The sequence below is a fragment of the Flavobacterium sp. N1994 genome (assembly GCF_025947145.1).
Taxonomy (GTDB): Bacteria; Bacteroidota; Bacteroidia; order Flavobacteriales; family Flavobacteriaceae; genus Flavobacterium.
Genome location: NZ_CP109999.1, coordinates 875,719 through 894,643, shown reverse-complemented (window position 1 = coordinate 894,643; position 18,925 = coordinate 875,719). Strand labels below are relative to the sequence as shown.

The 18,925-nt window shown below is 34.6% G+C and carries 14 protein-coding genes; 11 read left to right on the top strand and 3 right to left on the bottom strand.

The genetic code is table 11. From position 1 onward, the window contains the following. The first annotated feature begins 123 nt into the window (after positions 1 to 123). The 10 genes from glgB to rpsA all read left to right on the top strand — a co-directional run bounded on the left by glgB (position 124) and on the right by rpsA (position 16,007). A complete protein-coding gene (glgB, locus tag OLM53_RS04130) occupies positions 124 to 2,028 on the top strand; it encodes a 1,4-alpha-glucan branching protein GlgB (protein WP_264521794.1) in 1,905 nt (634 codons plus the stop codon). Positions 2,029 to 2,207: 179 nt separating this feature from the next. Then, complete coding sequence (locus tag OLM53_RS04125) at positions 2,208 to 4,607, top strand: glycoside hydrolase family 31 protein (protein ID WP_264521793.1); 2,400 nt, start codon at positions 2,208 to 2,210, stop codon at positions 4,605 to 4,607. A 37-nt stretch (positions 4,608 to 4,644) separates the two neighbouring features. Then, positions 4,645 to 5,463 (top strand): M48 family metallopeptidase, encoded by an 819-nt coding sequence (locus OLM53_RS04120; RefSeq protein ID WP_264521792.1) that lies wholly within the window; start codon positions 4,645 to 4,647, stop codon positions 5,461 to 5,463. 71 nt (positions 5,464 to 5,534) lie between these two features. Next, entirely contained in the window at positions 5,535 to 6,854 is a 1,320-nt protein-coding gene (locus OLM53_RS04115; protein ID WP_264521791.1) for an MFS transporter, read from the top strand. 43 nt (positions 6,855 to 6,897) lie between these two features. After that, positions 6,898 to 8,001: a fibronectin type III domain-containing protein gene (locus OLM53_RS04110; protein WP_264521790.1), complete on the top strand. Its 1,104-nt coding sequence runs from the start codon at positions 6,898 to 6,900 to the stop codon at positions 7,999 to 8,001. A 235-nt stretch (positions 8,002 to 8,236) separates the two neighbouring features. Next, the gene (lon, locus tag OLM53_RS04105) at positions 8,237 to 10,687 is read left to right on the top strand and encodes an endopeptidase La (protein ID WP_264521789.1); all 2,451 of its coding nucleotides are present in this window, start codon (positions 8,237 to 8,239) and stop codon (positions 10,685 to 10,687) included. A 133-nt stretch (positions 10,688 to 10,820) separates the two neighbouring features. Beyond that, a complete protein-coding gene (gene porQ, locus OLM53_RS04100) occupies positions 10,821 to 11,849 on the top strand; it encodes a type IX secretion system protein PorQ (protein WP_264521788.1) in 1,029 nt (342 codons plus the stop codon). Positions 11,850 to 11,861: 12 nt separating this feature from the next. After that, entirely contained in the window at positions 11,862 to 12,554 is a 693-nt protein-coding gene (gene cmk, locus OLM53_RS04095) for a (d)CMP kinase (protein WP_264521787.1), read from the top strand. Between the two features lie 66 nt (positions 12,555 to 12,620). Beyond that, positions 12,621 to 13,874, top strand: coding sequence for a nucleoside permease (locus OLM53_RS04090; RefSeq protein ID WP_264521786.1), 1,254 nt, complete (start codon positions 12,621 to 12,623; stop codon positions 13,872 to 13,874). Between the two features lie 357 nt (positions 13,875 to 14,231). Beyond that, on the top strand, positions 14,232 to 16,007 hold the full coding sequence (gene rpsA, locus OLM53_RS04085; RefSeq protein ID WP_264521785.1) for a 30S ribosomal protein S1: 1,776 nt from the start codon (positions 14,232 to 14,234) through the stop codon (positions 16,005 to 16,007). 51 nt (positions 16,008 to 16,058) lie between these two features. On the opposite strand, the gene OLM53_RS04080 is transcribed toward rpsA, so the two are convergent. Further along, a complete protein-coding gene (locus OLM53_RS04080; protein WP_264521784.1) occupies positions 16,059 to 16,775 on the bottom strand; it encodes a hypothetical protein in 717 nt (238 codons plus the stop codon). Between the two features lie 223 nt (positions 16,776 to 16,998). On the opposite strand from OLM53_RS04080, the gene OLM53_RS04075 reads away from it, so the two are divergent. Continuing rightward, a complete protein-coding gene (locus tag OLM53_RS04075; RefSeq protein ID WP_264521783.1) occupies positions 16,999 to 17,565 on the top strand; it encodes a fasciclin domain-containing protein in 567 nt (188 codons plus the stop codon). A gap of 130 nt (positions 17,566 to 17,695) precedes the next feature. Here the strand turns inward: OLM53_RS04075 and OLM53_RS04070 are convergent, their stop codons facing one another. Both OLM53_RS04070 and OLM53_RS04065 read right to left on the bottom strand, forming a co-directional pair. Further along, positions 17,696 to 18,385 carry a hypothetical protein gene (locus tag OLM53_RS04070; RefSeq protein ID WP_264521782.1) on the bottom strand — a complete coding sequence of 230 codons (690 nt, stop codon included), beginning with the start codon at positions 18,383 to 18,385 and terminating at the stop codon, positions 17,696 to 17,698. Positions 18,386 to 18,509: 124 nt separating this feature from the next. Then, on the bottom strand, positions 18,510 to 18,917 hold the full coding sequence (locus OLM53_RS04065; RefSeq protein ID WP_264521781.1) for a hypothetical protein: 408 nt from the start codon (positions 18,915 to 18,917) through the stop codon (positions 18,510 to 18,512). Positions 18,918 to 18,925 lie beyond the last annotated feature (8 nt).

The following is an 18,925-nucleotide window of genomic DNA, read 5'->3' as shown; positions in this document are numbered from 1 at the left end:
AAGGCTCGGGCATTTTAGGAAGCCATTTTCCCGCTTTCCACACTACACGGTAGTTTGCTACAATCGGGGCTAGAGAGGATTTGAATTGATTTAAAAACAATATAATTACACAACTAAATACAAATGAACCAAGTACAAGTACATTCGCTTTTTACCGATTTTGATATCGATTTATTTAAAGCAGGAAAACATTTCAAACTCTACGAAAAGATGGGGGCGCACCCTATAGAAGTCAATGGGGTTAAAGGCGTTTACTTTGCCATTTGGGCTCCATCCGCACGTTCGGTTTCAGTGGTAGGCGATTTTAATTATTGGATACAAGGCGAACATTTGTTGAATGTGCGTTGGGATGCTTCTGGTATTTGGGAAGGTTTTATTCCAGGTGTTGAAAAAGGAACTACTTATAAATATAAAATACAATCCAACAACGGCGGTATCATTACTGAAAAAGCGGATCCGTTTGCTTTATATTGCGAACATCCACCGCAAACGGCTTCCATTATTTGGGATTTAGACTATAAGTGGAAAGACAAAAAATGGATGGACACTCGAAAAGACAAAAATGGTTTAGACAAACCTTTTTCGGTATACGAAGTGCATTTGGGTTCGTGGAGAAGGAATAAAGAAGGTAAATTTTTAACCTATCTTGAATTGGCTGACCAGTTGGTAGATTACGTAAAAGAAACTGGTTTTACACATGTTGAATTCATGCCGGTTATGGAATATCCTTATGATCCTTCTTGGGGGTATCAATTGGTGGGGTATTTTGCACCCACTTCGCGTTTTGGAAAACCACAAGATTTCATGGTTTTAGTTGATAAATTGCACCAAGCCGGAATCGGAGTAATCTTAGACTGGGTTCCGTCACACTTCCCTGATGATGCTCACGGATTAGGATTTTTTGACGGCTCTAATTTATACGAACATCCAGACAGACGTAAAGGCTATCATCCCGATTGGAAGAGTTTGGTTTTCAATTATGGCAGAAATGAAGTTCGTTCTTTCTTAATAAGTAATGCAATATTTTGGCTAAGCCAATACCATGTTGACGGTTTACGTGTAGATGCAGTGGCCTCTATGCTTTACTTGGATTATTCAAGAAAAGAGGGCGAATGGGAACCTAACATTTACGGTGGAAGAGAAAACTTGGATACCATTAGTTTCTTAAAAGATTTTAATGAAGCCGTTTATGCTAACTTCCCAGATACACAAACAATAGCAGAAGAAAGTACTAGTTTTCCAATGGTTTCTAGACCAACATTTATAGGAGGTTTAGGATTCGGAATGAAATGGATGATGGGTTGGATGCACGATACGTTACAATACTTCAAAAAAGAAAGTGTGTATCGAAAATACCATCAAAATGATTTGACTTTCTCGATGACCTATGCGTTCACTGAGAATTTCATGTTGCCGTTGTCTCACGATGAAGTGGTGTACGGAAAACAATCTATTTTAGGGAGAATGACGGGTGATGAGTGGCAAAAGTTTGCCAATTTACGTTTGTTGTATGGCTATATGTTTACGCATCCTGGAACTAATCTATTGTTTATGGGCGCTGAATTCGGGCAAAGCAGTGAGTGGAATTTTGAAGGAAGTTTGGATTGGCATTTGTTGCAATTTGGCTATCACGATGGTATCAAAAAATGCATTACGGATTTGAATGCCTTGTATAAAAATAACCCCGCTTTATATGAAAAGCAATTCCATGTAGATGGTTTTGAATGGATTAATTATTCGGATAGCGAGAATGCGGTGTTGAGCTACATCCGTAAAGGAAATAATGAAAAGGAAAGTTTAGTAGTAGTTTGTAATTTCACACCAGTAGTGAGAGAAAACTATAGAATTGGCTTGCATAGCAAAGGAAAACTGACTCAGATTTTTAATTCTGATAACACTGAATATGGCGGAAGTGGCGTAGTAATGACCAAACCGATTAAAATTGATAAAACTCCATGGAATTACAGAGATTATTCGGCTGAATTAGTCTTACCACCATTGGGAGTTACGGTTTATAAAATATCTTAAATTTTTTTTGGCCACGAATTATACTAATTCACACGAATTGATTTGTGTAAATTAGTGTAATTCGTGGTTATTTTCTTTTATTACTATTCGCAAACGTTGTAGTTAAAAACTACTTTATCTATATGTAAATTTATAGTGGTCAACTTTGTAAATTTGGCACTCGACACAAAACAAACCATATGATTACCAACCAAGAACTTGAATACAAAGGCGATCAATTTCCTTCTAAAATAGTTAGTTTCCAACAAGATGTAGATAGCATCTATTTCAATACTGACAATAATGTAATTCTAAAGATAACCATTCTTCGAGATAGTTTAATTCGTTTTCGATATACTACCAAAGGCTACTTCAGCAATGACTTTTCCTATGCTATCGATAAGACGCAATCTCATGGCTATAATCAGTTGGAATTGACTGAAGAAAATGCTTTTTATTTGATAAAAACCAGTAAAGTATTTTGTAAAGTCAACAAGAAAGACTTGAAAATATCCATTCATGATATTGATGGTTTTACCATTTTAGAAGATGAATATGGGTTTCATTGGGAAGAATGTTATGAGCATGGTGGCAATATCGTAAAAATGAGCAAAGCCTCTAAAGATGGGGAGAGTTTTTACGGAATGGGGGATAAGCCAACCCATTTGAATTTGAAAGGGAAACGTGTAGAAAACTGGGCCACTGATCAATATGCTTTTCATAAAGACCAAGAGCCATTATACAAAGTAGTTCCTTTTTACATTGGTTTGCATCATCATAAAGCTTATGGAATTTTCTTTGACAATACCTTCAGAACTTTTTTTGATTTTTGTCATGAAAAACGAAATGTAACTAGCTTTTGGGCAGAAGGTGGTGAGATGAATTACTACTTTATTTATGGTCCAAAAATGAGCGATGTGGTGACTACTTACACGCATTTGACAGGAAAGCCAGAATTGCCACCTATGTGGACTTTGGGTTACCATCAATGCAAATGGAGTTATTATCCAGAAAGTAAAGTAAAAGAAGTTACCAGCAAATTTAGAGAATTAAAAATTCCTTGTGATGCTATTTATTTAGACATCGATTATATGGAAGGCTTCCGTTGTTTTACTTGGAGTAAAGAATATTTCCCCGAGCCTAAAAGAATGGTGGCGGAATTAGCGAAAGACGGTTTTAAAACGGTGGTTATCATTGACCCTGGAATTAAAATCGATAAAGATTATTGGGTATACCAAGAAGCCTTAAAAAATGATTATTTCTGTAAGCGTGCCGATGGTCCTTATATGAAAGGAAAAGTATGGCCAGGCGAATGTAATTTCCCTGATTATACTAATCCAGAAGTAAGAGAATGGTGGGCGGGATTATTCAAAGAATTGATTTCGGAAATAGGAGTGAAGGGAGTTTGGAATGATATGAACGAGCCAGCAGTAATGGATGTTCCTGGAAAAACTTTCCCATATGATGTGCGTCATGATTATGATGGAAATCCTTGTAGTCATAGAAAAGCACATAATATTTATGGAACGCAAATGGCGAGAGCTACCTATGAAGGGGTTAAGCGATTTGCCTATCCGAAAAGACCATTTATCATTACGCGTTCAGCTTATTCAGGAGCACAACGTTATACTTCGTCTTGGACAGGTGATAATGTAGCGAGTTGGGAACATTTGTGGATTGCCAATATTCAAATGCAACGTATGTCCATGTCGGGAATGGGATTCACAGGTTCTGATATAGGTGGATTTGCAGAGCAACCTTCGGGAGAATTATATGCACGTTGGATTCAGTTAGGGGTTTTTCATCCTTTTTGTAGAACGCATTCTTCAGGAGATCATGGAGAACAAGAGCCTTGGTCATTTGGGGAAGAAGTGATTGATATTACTCGGAAATTTGTCGAATTGCGTTATCAATTGTTGCCGTATTTGTATACCATGTTCTGGCAATATGTTAATGAAGGAACTCCGATGTTGAAGCCTTTAGTTTATTTCGATCAGGATGATATGCATACGCATTACAGAACGGACGAGTTTATTTTTGGGAATCAAATTTTGGTTTGCCCAATATTAGAACCTAATGCGCTTGGAAGAAGAATGTATTTGCCAAAAGGCAATTGGTACAACTACTGGACAAACGAATTGGTTGAAGGTAAAAAAGAACTTTGGGTGAAAACCGATTTCGATCAGATTCCAATTTTCGTCAAAGAAGGAGCTATCATCCCGAAATATCCGGTGCAACAATACGTTGGGGAATTACAATTTGATGAATTGACTTTGGATGTTTATTATAAATTAGGAAAGGAAAAATCTACCGTTTATGAAGATGCTCAAGATGGATATGACTACAATAAAGGAAGATTTTCTTTAAGAACCTTTACCTTAAATGGAAAAGAGAAAGAGCTTATTATTCAGCAACATAAAGAAGGGACTTTTGAAACAGGATACTCTAATTTTAAAATCAATCTAAAAGCGTTGCCTTTTAAAGTAAAGAAAATAGAGGTTGATAACGAAAAAATAACTTTAGATTCCCTTCGATTAAACGGCGACAATACCTTGATATTATATAAAGATTTCACAGAATTACATATTATTGGCGGATAAAAAATTCCTAAATTTGTTATCAATAAATTGAAATAATATGAGAAATAGAATCTTACTCTGTGGTGTTGTGATGGTTGCGCTAGTTGTATCTTGTGCTAAAAATCCTTTCACAGGTAAAAACACCTTAGCTTTAGTTCCGAATAGTGAAATTTTACCATCGGCATTTGCTCAATACGGAACCTTTATAAAAGAGAATAAAGTTATAGCAGGTACTACTGATGCTAAAAAAGTAGAGCTTGTTGGAACCAAAATCAAAAATGCTGCCGAGAAATGGTTAAATGCTAATGGATATCAAGGCTACTTGAAAGATTATGCGTGGGAATACAAACTAGTAGAAAACAAAGAAGTAAACGCATGGTGTATGCCAGGTGGGAAAATTGTAGTCTATTCTGGAATTTTACCCATTACTAAAGATGAAGCTGGTCTAGCTACAGTTTTAGGACATGAGGTGTCACACGCATTGGCTAATCACGGTCAACAAAGAATGAGTGCAGGAATGATTCAGCAACTTGGTGCCGTTGGAGTAGCAGCAGCAACAGGAAGTAAAAGTGCCGAAACACAGCAAATAGCTATGACAGCTTATGGAGCTACAACAGAAATAGGAGGAATGTTACCTTTTAGTAGAAGCCATGAAAGTGAGGCTGATAAAATTGGATTAACCCTAATGGCCATTGCTGGATACAATCCAGATCAAGCCGTAGTATTTTGGTCAAGAATGGCATCAGCAGGAGGAGGGAATAAACCACCAGAATTTATGAGTACGCACCCATCAGATGAAACTAGGATTGCAGCATTACGTAGATTAGTTCCTGAAGCTAAGGCAGAAGCAGCTAAATTTGGCGTAACGTTTAAATAACATTACAATTCCAAAAAAAGAGTATATTTAATCCCGATTATGTCGGGATTTTTTATTTAAAAGAAATACTTATGTCAATACTTCCTAAAGGTCATCCAAAATTACTCAACGCTTGGGCTTTTTATGATTGGGCTAATTCAGTTTATAGTTTGGTTATTGCTTCGGCAGTTTTTCCTATTTTTTATAATGCTTTGTTTGATAAAGACAATCCCTACATAGTTGTTTTTGGACATAGTTTTAAAAACTCGGCACTAATCAGTTTTGTAACCGCAGCAGCGTTTTTGTGTGTGGCTTTGTTTTCTCCATTACTTTCTGGAATTGCAGATTATATGGGTAATAAAAAGGTTTTTATGCGAATTTTTAATTACATAGGTGCCTTGTCTTGTATTGGGTTATATTTTTTTGATTTGAATAACATTGGTCTTGGTCTTACTTTTTACTTTTTTGGACTGATTGGTTTTTGGGGAAGTTTGGTATTCTACAATTCTTATTTACCTGATATCGCTTTTCCAGAACAACAAGATAAAGTCAGTGCCAAAGGGTATTCATTAGGTTATATAGGAAGTGTTTTGTTATTGATTGTCAATTTAGCGATGATCATGAAACCAACTCTTTTTCATATATCAGGTACGCCAGGGGAAGCCTCAATAAAAGCGATGCGTTATTCGTTTGCAATGGTTGGAATTTGGTGGATTGTCTTTAGTCAATATACTTATTATTACCTGCCAAAAGGAAATTCTAATAAAGAAAAAGTTAGTTTTTCTGTAATATTCAACGGGTTTAGAGAGTTGAAGAAAGTATGGAAAATGCTTCAAACTGAAATTCCATTAAAACGTTATTTATTGAGTTTTTTTGTGTTTAGTATGGCTGTACAAACAGTAATGCTTATCGCCACTTATTTTGGTGCACAAGAGATTCAATGGAGTAGTCCTGAGGAAAGTCAAATAGGTTTAATAACTTGTATCCTTTTAATTCAATTGATTGCCATTGCTGGTGCCATGCTAACTTCAAAAGCTTCCGCAAAATTTGGAAATATTAATGTGCTGATTTTTCTGAATGGATTTTGGTTATTACTCTGTGGATTCGCTTATTTTATTACAACACCAAACGATTTTTATATCATGGCAAGTTTAGTGGGATTAGTAATGGGAGGGATACAATCACTAGGTAGATCAACCTATTCTAAATTTTTACCCGAAACAGAAGACACAGCCTCCTTCTTCAGTTTTTATGATGTTTCCGAAAAAATTGGCATTGTTATCGGGATGATGGTTTATGGATTAATTGATCAAATTACGGGAAGTCCAAGATTTGCTATTGTATTTTTGGGCCTATTTTTTTTAACAGGTATGTTATTATTGTTGAGAATTCCAAAAAAAGCATTGTCATAAATTCAAAAAAAATTATATTTGAACAATTATTATCAAATCTATCATGAATAAAATAAAATTATTAGGAGCCTTTTTTTTAATACTTATGGCTTTTACTTTTACGTCTTGTGAGAATGAACCAGTTGATGCAGCCCTTAATCTAAATGATTTTGGAACTTGCGCAACCCCAACGTCACTTTTGGCAAGTCCTTTCAATAATAATACGGTAACGTTAAGTTGGATACCTGGTAATGAGGAGACTTCATGGACTATTGAATATGGAATTGTAGGTTTTGTACTTGGATCAGGAACATCAGTTACAACATCAAATACTACTATTATTATTACTGGTTTGAATTCAAACAACAGTTATGATTTTTATGTAAAGGCTAAATGTAGTGCTACGTCAAGCAGCAATTGGGTTGGACCAGTAAATGTTGCAGCAGTTCAGTCTAATCCTAATTGCGCAAATCCTGGCGGTTTGACTGCCACAAGAGATGCAGGCTCAAATACCAATGTAAATCTACTTTGGATAGCTGGAAATACTGAAACTCAATGGGAAATTCAATTTGGAACCAGTGGCTTTTCATTAGGTTCTGGAACAATTGTTAGTTCTAGCAATACAACCGCAACAATAACTGGTGTTTCAGCTTCTAGTAGTTATGATTTTTATGTTAGAGCTAAATGTTCTGCTACAGAAAGCAGTGGTTGGATTGGTCCAGTTGTAGTGGCAGCAGTTGGTGGAGGTGGACCTACAGCAACTGTACCAGGAACTTATACGTTAACTGCTTTCAATACCACACCTGCTACAGATTTGAATGGAGACGGAACTTCATCTGTAAATCAAATGAACGAAGTAAATTGTTTTAATAATTCGCTTTTAGTTATAAATGCAAACAATACTTATTTAGCAAATTCTAGAGGAGTTGATTTAAGTTTAACTGGAGGTTATGAATGTTATACAGATCCAGATGATGTTGGAACTTGGTCTCTTAGTGGAAATCAACTTACATTAACAAGTTCTGATATTACAAATCCACCTCAAGTTTTTATTGTCTCAGGAAGTACATTATCTACAACATTTACAAATGGATCAGTACTTACCAATCAAGGAGGAGTAGTTGTAGAATTAACGGCTGATATTACTTTTGTTTATACAAAACAATAAACCTAGATATTCTTTTTAATTAAAATATAAAAACGTCTTGTCATATTTACAAGACGTTTTTTTTTGGCACAATACTTGACTAATAATGTTGCAAATCGGTAATAGTAGTTTATATATCGATTTTAAGCCAAATCAACTGTTATACATCGATTTTAATTTATTTCCTAAGAAAGATGTTCTACTTTTGTTTAGCATTGAATAATTTCTAATGTCATTTTGACTTTAATTAAATACTATGTCAAACCGCAATATTATTTCTTTTGACAATTTGTCACTACAAGAATTCGATACCGAAACCGATTTAATTCCTCTTTTAACACCTGAAGACGAAGAAGAAATGAATAACGAAGAACTTCCTAGTTCTTTGCCCATTTTACCCTTAAGAAATACTGTTTTATTTCCGGGTGTTGTAATTCCAATTTCGGCAGGAAGAGATAAATCTATTAAACTAATCAATGATGCCAATGCTGGAAATAAAATCATTGGTGTAGTAGCGCAAAAAAATGAAGAAGATGAAGATCCAACGAAAAATGATATTTATACCGTTGGAACTGTAGCACAAATTCTCAGAGTACTCAAAATGCCTGATGGAAATATTACGGTAATTCTACAAGGAAAAAAACGTTTTGAAATAGATACAGTAACTTCAGAAAAGCCTTATTTGAAAGCCAATATAAAAGAGGTAGAAGAAAAAAGACCTGGAAAACACGACACCGAATTTCAAGCTATTGTTGATTCTATTAGAGAACTAGCGATTGAGATTATCAAGGAAAGTCCAAACATACCAACGGAAGCTACTTTTGCTATCAAAAATATTGAAAGCCAATCGTTCTTAATCAATTTTGTTTCTTCTAATATGAATCTTACGGTTAAAGAGAAACAAGATTTATTAGCTATTAATGCTCTAAAAGAAAGAGCTTTAGAAACTTTGCGTTTCATGAATGTTGAATTGCAAAAACTAGAACTTAAGAATGATATTCAATCTAAAGTTCGTTTTGATTTAGACCAACAACAACGTGAATATTTCTTGCACCAACAAATGAAAACCATTCAAGAAGAATTGGGTGGCGTTTCCAACGAGCAGGAAATAGAAGATATGCGTTTGAAAGCCAAAACTAAAACTTGGGACGAAAAAACTGCCAAACATTTTGATAAGGAGATTGCCAAGATGCAACGAATGAATCCACAAGCTCCTGATTTTGGTATACAAAGAAATTACCTTGAGTTGTTTTTAGAATTGCCTTGGAATCATTATTCTAAAGATAATTTCGATTTAAAACGCGCTCAAAAAATTATTGATCGAGACCATTTTGGTTTAGAAGATGTTAAGAAAAGAATCATAGAACATTTGGCTGTATTGAAATTGCGAAATGATATGAAGTCTCCAATTATATGTTTAACTGGGCCTCCAGGGGTTGGGAAAACTTCTATTGGAAAATCAATTGCAGAAGCTTTAGGCAGAGAATATGTTCGTATTTCATTAGGAGGTTTACGGGATGAGGCTGAAATACGAGGACATCGTAAAACCTATATTGGCGCCATGCCGGGAAGAATTATCCAAAGTTTGAAAAAAGCAGGAACATCTAATCCAGTTTTTGTGTTAGATGAAATCGATAAATTATCCAATAGTCATCAAGGGGATCCATCTTCGGCTTTATTAGAAGTTTTAGATCCTGAGCAAAATAGTGAGTTCTACGATAATTTCTTAGAAATGGGCTATGACTTATCTAAAGTAATGTTTATTGCCACTTCCAATAATATGGCTAGCATTCAACCAGCTTTAAAAGACAGAATGGAAGTTATCAAAATGACTGGCTATACTATTGAAGAGAAAATAGAAATCGCTCGTCAGCATTTATTTCCAAAGCAATTGAAAGAGCACGGTTTGGCCACTAAAGATTTATCCATTGGAAAAAAACAATTAGAAAAAATTGTGGAAGGATATACTCGGGAATCGGGTGTTAGAAGTCTGGAACAAAAATTAGCTCAAGTCATCAGAAATGCTGCTAAATCAGTAGCCATGGAAGAAGACTACAATAAGAAAGTTACCGATGAAGATATCGTTAAGATTTTGGGTGCACCAAAACTAGAGCGTGACAAGTCTGAAAGCAATGATGTTGCGGGTGTAGTAACTGGATTGGCTTGGACATCAGTAGGAGGAGATATACTGTTTATAGAGTCTTTAATTTCATTGGGTAAAGGTAACTTAACGCTGACAGGAAACTTAGGAACAGTGATGAAAGAATCGGCAACTATTGCTTTAGAATATATAAAATCTAATGCAGAGATTTTTGGTTTAGATCCAGAAATGATTTCTAAATACAATATCCATTTACACGTTCCAGAAGGCGCTACACCAAAAGATGGACCAAGTGCCGGAATTGCTATGTTGACCTCCTTAGTTTCCTTATTGACACAAAGAAAGGTAAAGAAAAACTTAGCCATGACAGGTGAAATTACATTACGTGGAAAAGTATTGCCTGTGGGTGGAATCAAAGAAAAAATCTTAGCAGCCAAAAGAGCCAACATCAAAGAGATTATTTTGTGTCATGAAAACAAAAGTGATATTGATGAAATCAAACCAGAATATATCGAAGGCTTAACTTTCCATTATGTTAAAGAAATGAGCGAGGTGATTGAAGCAGCTCTAACCAATCAAAAGGTAAAAAACGCTAAAAAGTTATAAAGTACTTTCAAAATAATTCAGTTAAGGCATAAGCAAAACAACCCTTATGCCTTTTTCTTTTAACTTTTTTTCATACCATATAAAATAATATCTTCGCATTTCCGTTATAGTATATAGCATAAGCCATTTTTTAATGTTTAGAAAAACAATTTGTATTGGATTTTGTCTCACTAATTTGATTGGTTTTAGTCAAATTGGAGGGAAGTCAATATATCAATTTCTAAACTTGGTCACCTCCCCACGACAAGCTGCTTTAGGTGGAAAAGTAATTACTTTTTATGACAGCGATGTCAATCAAGCCCATTTCAATCCGGCTAATATAAATCCAGAGATGGACAATAAACTTTCCTTGAATTACGGTAGCTTATTTGGAGATGTTACTTATGGTACAGCTTCTTACGCCTATACTTATGATCGACATGTTCAAACATTTTTTGGAGGGGTTAATTATGTCAATTATGGAAAATTTGATGGTTATGATGAAAATGGCAATACAACTTCTAATTTTACAGGAAGCGAAATAGCGTTAACTTTCGGTTATGCTTACAATATTCCTTTTTCTGATTTTTATGTAGGTGCCAATGCTAAATTGATTTCGTCCACTTTAGAGAGCTACAATTCTTTTGGAGCCGCTGTTGATATTGGCGCTATGTTCATTGATACCCGAAATGATGTCAACTGGGCTATCTCTATCAGAAATGTGGGAACCCAAATTACAACCTATGCTGACACAAGAGAAAAATTGCCTCTAGAAGTTTTAATCGGAGTTTCTCAATTAATGGAAAATGTTCCCATTCGTTGGCATCTAACTTTAGAAAACATGCAGCAGTGGCAATTAGCATTTGCTAATCCCAATAGGGCACAAGGTGGATTGGATGGGGGTTCAACTCCCGAAAATGTTTCTGTTTTTGGCAATGCTTTACGCCATGTTATTCTTGGAATTGAATTGTTTCCAGAAAGAGCTTTTAATTTGAGATTAGGGTACAACTTCAGAAGAGCAGAAGAATTACGTATTTTAGAGCAGCGAAATTTTTCTGGAATTTCAGTTGGTTTCGGATTAAAAATGAATAACATTAAATTTAATTATTCCTATTCAAGATATACTTTAGCCGCCAATACAAGTTTGTTTGGGTTGACTATTGATTTCGCTAATGACAACTAAACACACAACAAATTGAAAAAAATTACCATAGCCATCGACGGATTTTCCTCAACAGGAAAGAGCACTTTAGCCAAACAATTAGCCAAACACTTAGGCTACGTATATGTTGATACTGGTGCTATGTATCGTGCGGTTACTTTTTTTGCTATGCAAAATGGGTACATTAATAAAGATTTTTTCGATAAAGAATCCCTAATTAATAGTTTGCCGTTTATCAATCTACATTTTCAATTTAATGCGGATTTAGGTTTTGCCGAAATGTATCTCAATGACGTCAACATTGAAAAAGAAATCAGAACACTTGAGGTTTCTAATTTTGTGAGTTTAATAGCTGAAGTTTCAGAAGTCAGAGCCAAACTTGTAGAGCAACAACAAGAAATGGGCAAAGGAAAAGGCATCGTAATGGATGGTCGAGATATTGGCACTGTTGTTTTTCCAAATGCAGAACTCAAGATTTTCATGACCGCAAGTGCTGAAACTCGAGCACAAAGACGTTTTGAAGAATTGAAAGGGAAAGGGCAGGAAGTTTCTTTTGAAGAGGTTTTAAAAAATGTAGAAGAGCGCGATTATATTGATACTCACCGTGATGATTCTCCTTTAAGAAAAGCAGATGATGCTATTGAAATAGACAATTCATACCTTACCCGTGAAGAGCAATTCAATGCCGTTTTAGAAATGGTGGAAGATGTGACGAAATCGTTGTAAATATTTGTTTTTCTCAATATAAATAGTAGATTTACGTTCTATTTTAATGAAACCAAAACTATTTTTATGAGTATAAAATTGAGATTGACATTGATGAGTTTTCTCCAATTCTTCGTTTGGGGAGCTTGGCTAATTACTGTTGGAAATTACTGGTTTGGAACCAAACAATGGAGTGGCGAACAATTTGGAGCTATATTTTCCACTTTAGGATTGTCTTCTATCGTTATGCCTGCGATTACAGGAATCATTGCTGACAAATGGATTAATGCCGAGAAACTTTACGGGATATTACATATTCTTGGAGGAGTTGCCCTTCTGTATATTCCACAAGTAGATAATCCAACTACTTTTTACTGGGTTATTTTTGCGGCAATGCTTTGTTATATGCCCACGATTTCATTATCCAATTCAGTGGCTTACAATATCTTAAAAAATAATAACTATGATGTAGTTAAAGTATTTCCACCTATCCGAGTATGGGGAACAATTGGTTTTATTGCAGCGATGTGGTTGACTAATTTATCAGGCAATAAAGCTTCGGCTAATATGTTTTATATCTCGGCTGTTTCGGCGGTTATACTTGGAATTTACTCGTTTACATTACCAAAATGTCCACCACAAAAATTGATTGCAGAAAACGCTACATTGACTCAAAAACTAGGATTAGATGCTTTCAAATTATTTGGAACTTATAAAATGGCTTTGTTCTTTTTGTTCTCGATGTTCTTAGGAGGGGCCTTGCAGTTAACCAATATGTATGGTGATGTATTCTTGTCAGAGTTTGGAAAAGTACCAGAATATGCCAACAGTATCATCGTGAAAAAATCAACATTGATTATGTCGATTTCTCAGATTTCGGAAACCTTATTTATTTTGGCAATTCCTTTCTTCTTGAAACGATTTGGAATCAAACAAGTGATGTTGATTTCGATGTTTGCTTGGGTATTGCGTTTTGGTTTATTTGCTTACGGTAATCCAGCTGACGGACTTTGGATGATTGTTATGTCTTGTATTGTTTACGGAATGGCCTTTGACTTTTTCAATATTTCGGGTTCACTTTTCGTGGAAACTACTACCGATTCTAAAATACGTTCTTCTGCTCAAGGGTTGTTTATGATGATGTCTAACGGATTTGGAGCTTTATTTGGAGGTTTAGCCAGCGGTTATATTATTGACGAATTCTTTACTCATGATGGCAACAGAGACTGGCATAATATCTGGCTTTCGTTTGCTGGATATGCTTTAGTAATTGCGATTGCTTTTGCTGTAATGTTTAAACACAAACACGACCCGAATGCTGTAGCGAATGTGAGTCATTAGTATCTTTTAATATATAAGATTAGACCTGATAAGTTGTTAAACCTGTCAGGTCTTTTTTATTCAATACCATTCCTCTTTAGCCCTGATAGGAGTGGCTACCTTGTAGCGCGGATAGCAGGAATAGGGAAACCTTTGAAGCCCAAGCCATTCGCTCCTAAATTTTAAAATCTTTTCTCTTGCTTCTTGCTTCTTTTTTCTGGTATAATTATTTTGTAATTAATATTTTATGCTTACTTTTGCACACCTTTTGGCGAAGAAGAGTTTCCTTTAGGTATCAACTATTTAAATCTAACACTGTTGTGTTTTTATTTGCATCAAGAAACTCGAAGAACATAACATACAAATTATTTTATCAGCATGGCTGTATTGAACAAAGAACAAGAAGCGTTTTTAAATGAATTTAACTGGCACAACTATTCCGAAGGAATTGACGCAGTTGATCAAAAAAACTTAGAAGAGTTTGAAAACTTAGTAACTAAAACTTTCATCTCAACAGATCAAGAAGAAGTTGTAGAAGGTGTAGTAGTAAGAATTACTGACAGAGACGCAATTGTTGACATTAACGCGAAATCAGAAGGAGTTATTTCTTTAAATGAATTCCGTTACAACCCAAACTTAAAAGTGGGTGACAAAGTAGAAGTATTAATCGACGTTCGTGAAGACAAAACAGGTCAATTAGTATTATCTCACAGAAAAGCAAGAACTATCAAATCATGGGATAGAGTTATTGCAGCTAACGAAACTGGAGAAATCGTTCAAGGTTTTGTTAAATGTAGAACTAAAGGAGGTATGATTGTAGACGTATTCGGAATCGAAGCGTTCTTACCAGGTTCACAAATTGATGTGAAACCAATCCGTGATTACGATGTATATGTAAACAAAATGATGGAGTTCAAAGTTGTGAAAATTAACCACGAATTTAAAAACGTTGTGGTATCTCACAAAGCTCTTATCGAAGCAGATATCGAAGTTCAGAAAAAAGAAATCATTGGTCAATTAGAAAAAGGACAAGTATTAGAAGGTATTGTGAAAAACATTACTTCTTATGGTGTGTTTATTGACTTAGGTGGTGTTGATGGATTAATCCACATTACTGACCTTTCTTGGTCAAGAATCAACCACCCAAGTGAAGTTTTGGAATTAGACCAAAAATTAAACGTTGTAATCCTTGATTTTGATGATGAGAAAACAAGAATTCAATTAGGTTTAAAACAATTAAACGCTCACCCTTGGGATGCTTTAGATGCTAAATTAGCTATCGGAGACAAAGTGAAAGGTAAAGTAGTTGTAATCGCTGATTACGGTGCATTTATCGAAGTAGCTGAAGGTGTTGAAGGTTTAATCCACGTTTCTGAAATGTCATGGTCTACGCACTTGCGTTCGGCTCAAGATTTCGTAAAAGTGGGTGATGTTGTTGAGGCAGTTATCTTAACTCTTGATAGAGATGAAAGAAAAATGTCTTTAGGTATCAAACAAATGACACAAGATCCATGGACAGACATTACGGCTAAATACCCTGTAGGTTCTAAACACACAGGTATCGTTAGAAACTTTACTAACTTCGGTATATTCGTTGAGTTAGAAGAAGGAATAGACGGTTTAGTGTATATCTCTGACCTTTCTTGGACTAAGAAAATCAAACACCCATCTGAATTTGTTAACGTAGGTGACAAATTAGATGTAGTAGTATTAGAATTAGATGTTGACGGACGTAAATTATCTTTAGGTCACAAACAAACTACTGCTAATCCTTGGGACAAACATGAAGATGCTTTCGCGGTGGGAACTATCCACAACGGAACTATCGCTGAGATTGTTGACAAAGGAGCTACTGTTGATTTCGGAGATGATGTAGTTGCGTTTATTCCAACACGTCACTTAGAAAAAGAAGACGGTAAAAAATTGAAAAAAGGTGAGGCAGCTGACTTCAAAGTAATTGAATTCAACAAAGAATTCAAAAGAGTAGTAGCATCTCACACCGCTATCTTTAGAGAAGAAGAAGAGAAAAATGTTAAAGCTGTAGCTGAATCAGTTGCTTCAAATAACAATGCACCTGCTCAAACTCTTGGAGATAACAATGACATTCTTGCTGGTTTAAAAGCAAAAATGGAAAAAACAGAAAAAAAGAAATAATCTTTTTAAGTTTATAATTAAAAAGTCCCGAGTAATCGGGACTTTTTTTATTTAGTTATTATAGTATTGCCGTTGCCAAATCTCCTCATTAAAGTTTTTTCCCATCATAAAAAAGTAATACCCTAAAGTTGCAAAAATAGACTTGAAGCTAAATAAGAATATAATCGCTGGAGCCAAAGGAACCGATTTACTTAAGTTATTCGTTGGTATCAATAAAGTCAATAACACACTTATCAATACACTGAAAATGGTAAAGTTCCATAAGTTCTTAATAGGTAATACAAGCAGTTTTCTGGTGGCATTGATTTCTGTTCCCCACTTATGAACTAAATAATAGTAGTCATTTCCTAACGGTAAAAAGAGTAAGGGATCGTCATAGTTTAACAAATGAAAAGCTTTGCTTGGCGCGACTATTTTAAAACCATCTAGTTTAGTGTTATGATTTTCTTCCATCATTCGAATCTTAGTGATAGCTTCTTCTGGAATGGTATTCTTAAATAAATGACTGTCTAAAAAACGCAGACGATAATCAATACATATCGTTTTGATTTGATCTAAATGAAAAATCTTATCGGTTTCCAGTAAATCCAACGACAACTGATGGGCTTTTGTTTGACTTTTGTTTTTTAAGGTATTCCTAATTTGATTTCGAGCTACCTCATTGGCTTCAAAAATAGCTTTGACTTCTTCTAAAATGGTGGCTTCCGATTTGAATTTTCTTCTTTCTGAAAGCAATTTTTTTTCTAAATTAATCCTATTATCAAACATTTTCAATGCTTTTTAATTAATAATGATACCTGAAACGCAATGATTCTAAAGTACAAAATAAAAAACAGCTTCACCAAATTATTCTCCTTGTTTTTTGGCTTTCAGCACTTTAAACTATTGTTAAAGTTTTATGGGTGTTAATTTTATCAAAAAAAATTGCGTTCGATAAAACCATAAACAACTTCATGGCGTACATGGCTTTATAACTTTTAAAAAAAATATTATGAAAACTAGACATTTTTTAACAACAGCCTTTTTTGCCTTAACCCTTTTTGCAACCACGGCTACTTTTGCTCAGAAAGAAAAAACAGTAAATGTTGGTGGTGCACCGATGTATCCTTCTAAAAACATTATTGAAAATGCCGTAAACTCTAAAGATCATACAACTTTAGTAGCGGCAGTAAAAGCAGCAGGTTTAGTAGAAACGTTACAAAGCAAAGGACCCTTCACTGTTTTTGCACCAACGAATGAGGCTTTCGCCAAATTGCCAAAAGGAACGGTTGAAACCTTATTAAAACCAGAAAACAAAAAAACACTACAAACCATCTTAACGTATCACGTGGTAGCCGGAAAAATGAACGCTTCTGATATTGTTGCTGCTATTAAAAAAGGAGGAGGGAAAGCTACTTTAAAAACCGTTAGTGGTGGAACCTTAACCGCTTGGATGAAAGGAAAAGACCTTTACATCACGGATGAAAATGGAAAAAGCGCTAAAGTGACTATTGCCGATGTAAATCAATCTAATGGAGTGATTCATGTTATTGATGCTGTTGTAACTCCAAAAGCATAATTTTTATACCAGTACTTCGAATTACTTTTTGTGTAAAAGAGAAAAGTCTCCCTTTTTAGGTTAGGGGAGACTTTTTTATTTGGAGAGATTGGAGAAACTGGATAAAACTTATATGTCCTTTTACTCATTGTTATTTATTAGACTTTACCCAACTATTATAATCATTAATCAAATCTATGATCTGTTTTTCCTCGGCAAAAGGTCTTGATTTGTATAATGTATCTAATCGTTTTTCTATTTCCTTATTTCCATTTAAATATTCTTTTACTATGTCATAGACATCTGTTGTCAATAGTAACTTCCCAAATTCGCTGATCATTTCTAATTTTGAATCATATATTGAGATATAATAGGTTTTATTTTTATGTGCAGCTATATAACCAGCTTGTCCAGGAGCACTAGCTTGTCCAGGAGTACCGGTAGCGGGTTCATAAACTTCATCAACGAATAGATTTACTTTTCCAACGGTTAATCTTTCAATATATTTATACTTTATACTATTTCTATATTCCTCTAAATATGAATTTTCATTTCTTCTGTAATCATATTTTTCCGGAGCTTTTATTTCTTTTTTTTCAAGCGGTATGCGAACATAGTACTTATTTTCTTTTGATATGTAGTAACTAATTATGTCATCCATATTATATTTTTTCTTTTTGTCGGGAGTCTTTGTTTTAATTTCAAAGTCAGTCATAGTAATCTTATCTACATAAATAGTATCATTAGATGTAATAACAATAAAATCAGATTTTTGAGCCTTACAATGAAAGCAAGTTGCTAGAACAATTAGAATGAAGTAGGGGAGCGTTGTTTTTTTCATTGTGTTTGCTGATGTTTAGCAGAAAATGGATGAAATTTACAGTATTCTTGTAAAGATATTTAAATTTTCTACTGAGTAATTTCTGGATAGGAGAAACTATAGTGGTTATTTTGCCAAACTACTTTTAGTTGTTGGCTTTGACTAATTTTAAAATCTTTTTCTTTCTGTTTTCTGTAAACATTTTTACCCAATACGTTACAATAACATCATATCCACCGGAATAGATTTTTTCCTTTTCATTCAACTCTACCACCCAAGTGGCAATTTTATTTCCATTTTTGTTCCACTCTCTTATGTAGTCAAAGTATTTAGATTTTGTTCCTAACTGCTGTCCACTGTTTCCGGTAACGAAAATTACTTTCTTATCCTTAAAGTTAAAGTTTTGACGTTGCTCTTTTGACATATAATCGGTTAAAAATTTAGATTCCGCTTCCGTTAAGTTTGGATTGTTGTCCATGCCGAGTTCGTCTAAATTTTGACCAAAGGAATTTACAGCAATAAAAAATACTAGTGTCGTCAAAAATGTTCTCATAAGGTAAG

What these genes read in the sequence shown, in the direction of transcription:
- rpsA (WP_264521785.1), top strand. Translation starts at nt 14,232, where the DNA reads ATGGCTGTATTGAACAAAGAACAAGAAGCGTTTTTAAATGAATTTAAC.
- OLM53_RS04110 (WP_264521790.1), top strand. Translation starts at nt 6,898, where the DNA reads ATGAATAAAATAAAATTATTAGGAGCCTTTTTTTTAATACTTATGGCT.
- OLM53_RS04090 (WP_264521786.1), top strand. Translation starts at nt 12,621, where the DNA reads ATGAGTATAAAATTGAGATTGACATTGATGAGTTTTCTCCAATTCTTC.
- OLM53_RS04120 (WP_264521792.1), top strand. Translation starts at nt 4,645, where the DNA reads ATGAGAAATAGAATCTTACTCTGTGGTGTTGTGATGGTTGCGCTAGTT.
- OLM53_RS04075 (WP_264521783.1), top strand. Translation starts at nt 16,999, where the DNA reads ATGAAAACTAGACATTTTTTAACAACAGCCTTTTTTGCCTTAACCCTT.
- OLM53_RS04125 (WP_264521793.1), top strand. Translation starts at nt 2,208, where the DNA reads ATGATTACCAACCAAGAACTTGAATACAAAGGCGATCAATTTCCTTCT.
- OLM53_RS04115 (WP_264521791.1), top strand. Translation starts at nt 5,535, where the DNA reads ATGTCAATACTTCCTAAAGGTCATCCAAAATTACTCAACGCTTGGGCT.
- OLM53_RS04070 (WP_264521782.1), bottom strand. Translation starts at nt 18,385, where the DNA reads ATGAAAAAAACAACGCTCCCCTACTTCATTCTAATTGTTCTAGCAACT.
- glgB (WP_264521794.1), top strand. Translation starts at nt 124, where the DNA reads ATGAACCAAGTACAAGTACATTCGCTTTTTACCGATTTTGATATCGAT.
- OLM53_RS04065 (WP_264521781.1), bottom strand. Translation starts at nt 18,917, where the DNA reads ATGAGAACATTTTTGACGACACTAGTATTTTTTATTGCTGTAAATTCC.
- OLM53_RS04080 (WP_264521784.1), bottom strand. Translation starts at nt 16,775, where the DNA reads ATGTTTGATAATAGGATTAATTTAGAAAAAAAATTGCTTTCAGAAAGA.
- porQ (WP_264521788.1), top strand. Translation starts at nt 10,821, where the DNA reads ATGTTTAGAAAAACAATTTGTATTGGATTTTGTCTCACTAATTTGATT.
- lon (WP_264521789.1), top strand. Translation starts at nt 8,237, where the DNA reads ATGTCAAACCGCAATATTATTTCTTTTGACAATTTGTCACTACAAGAA.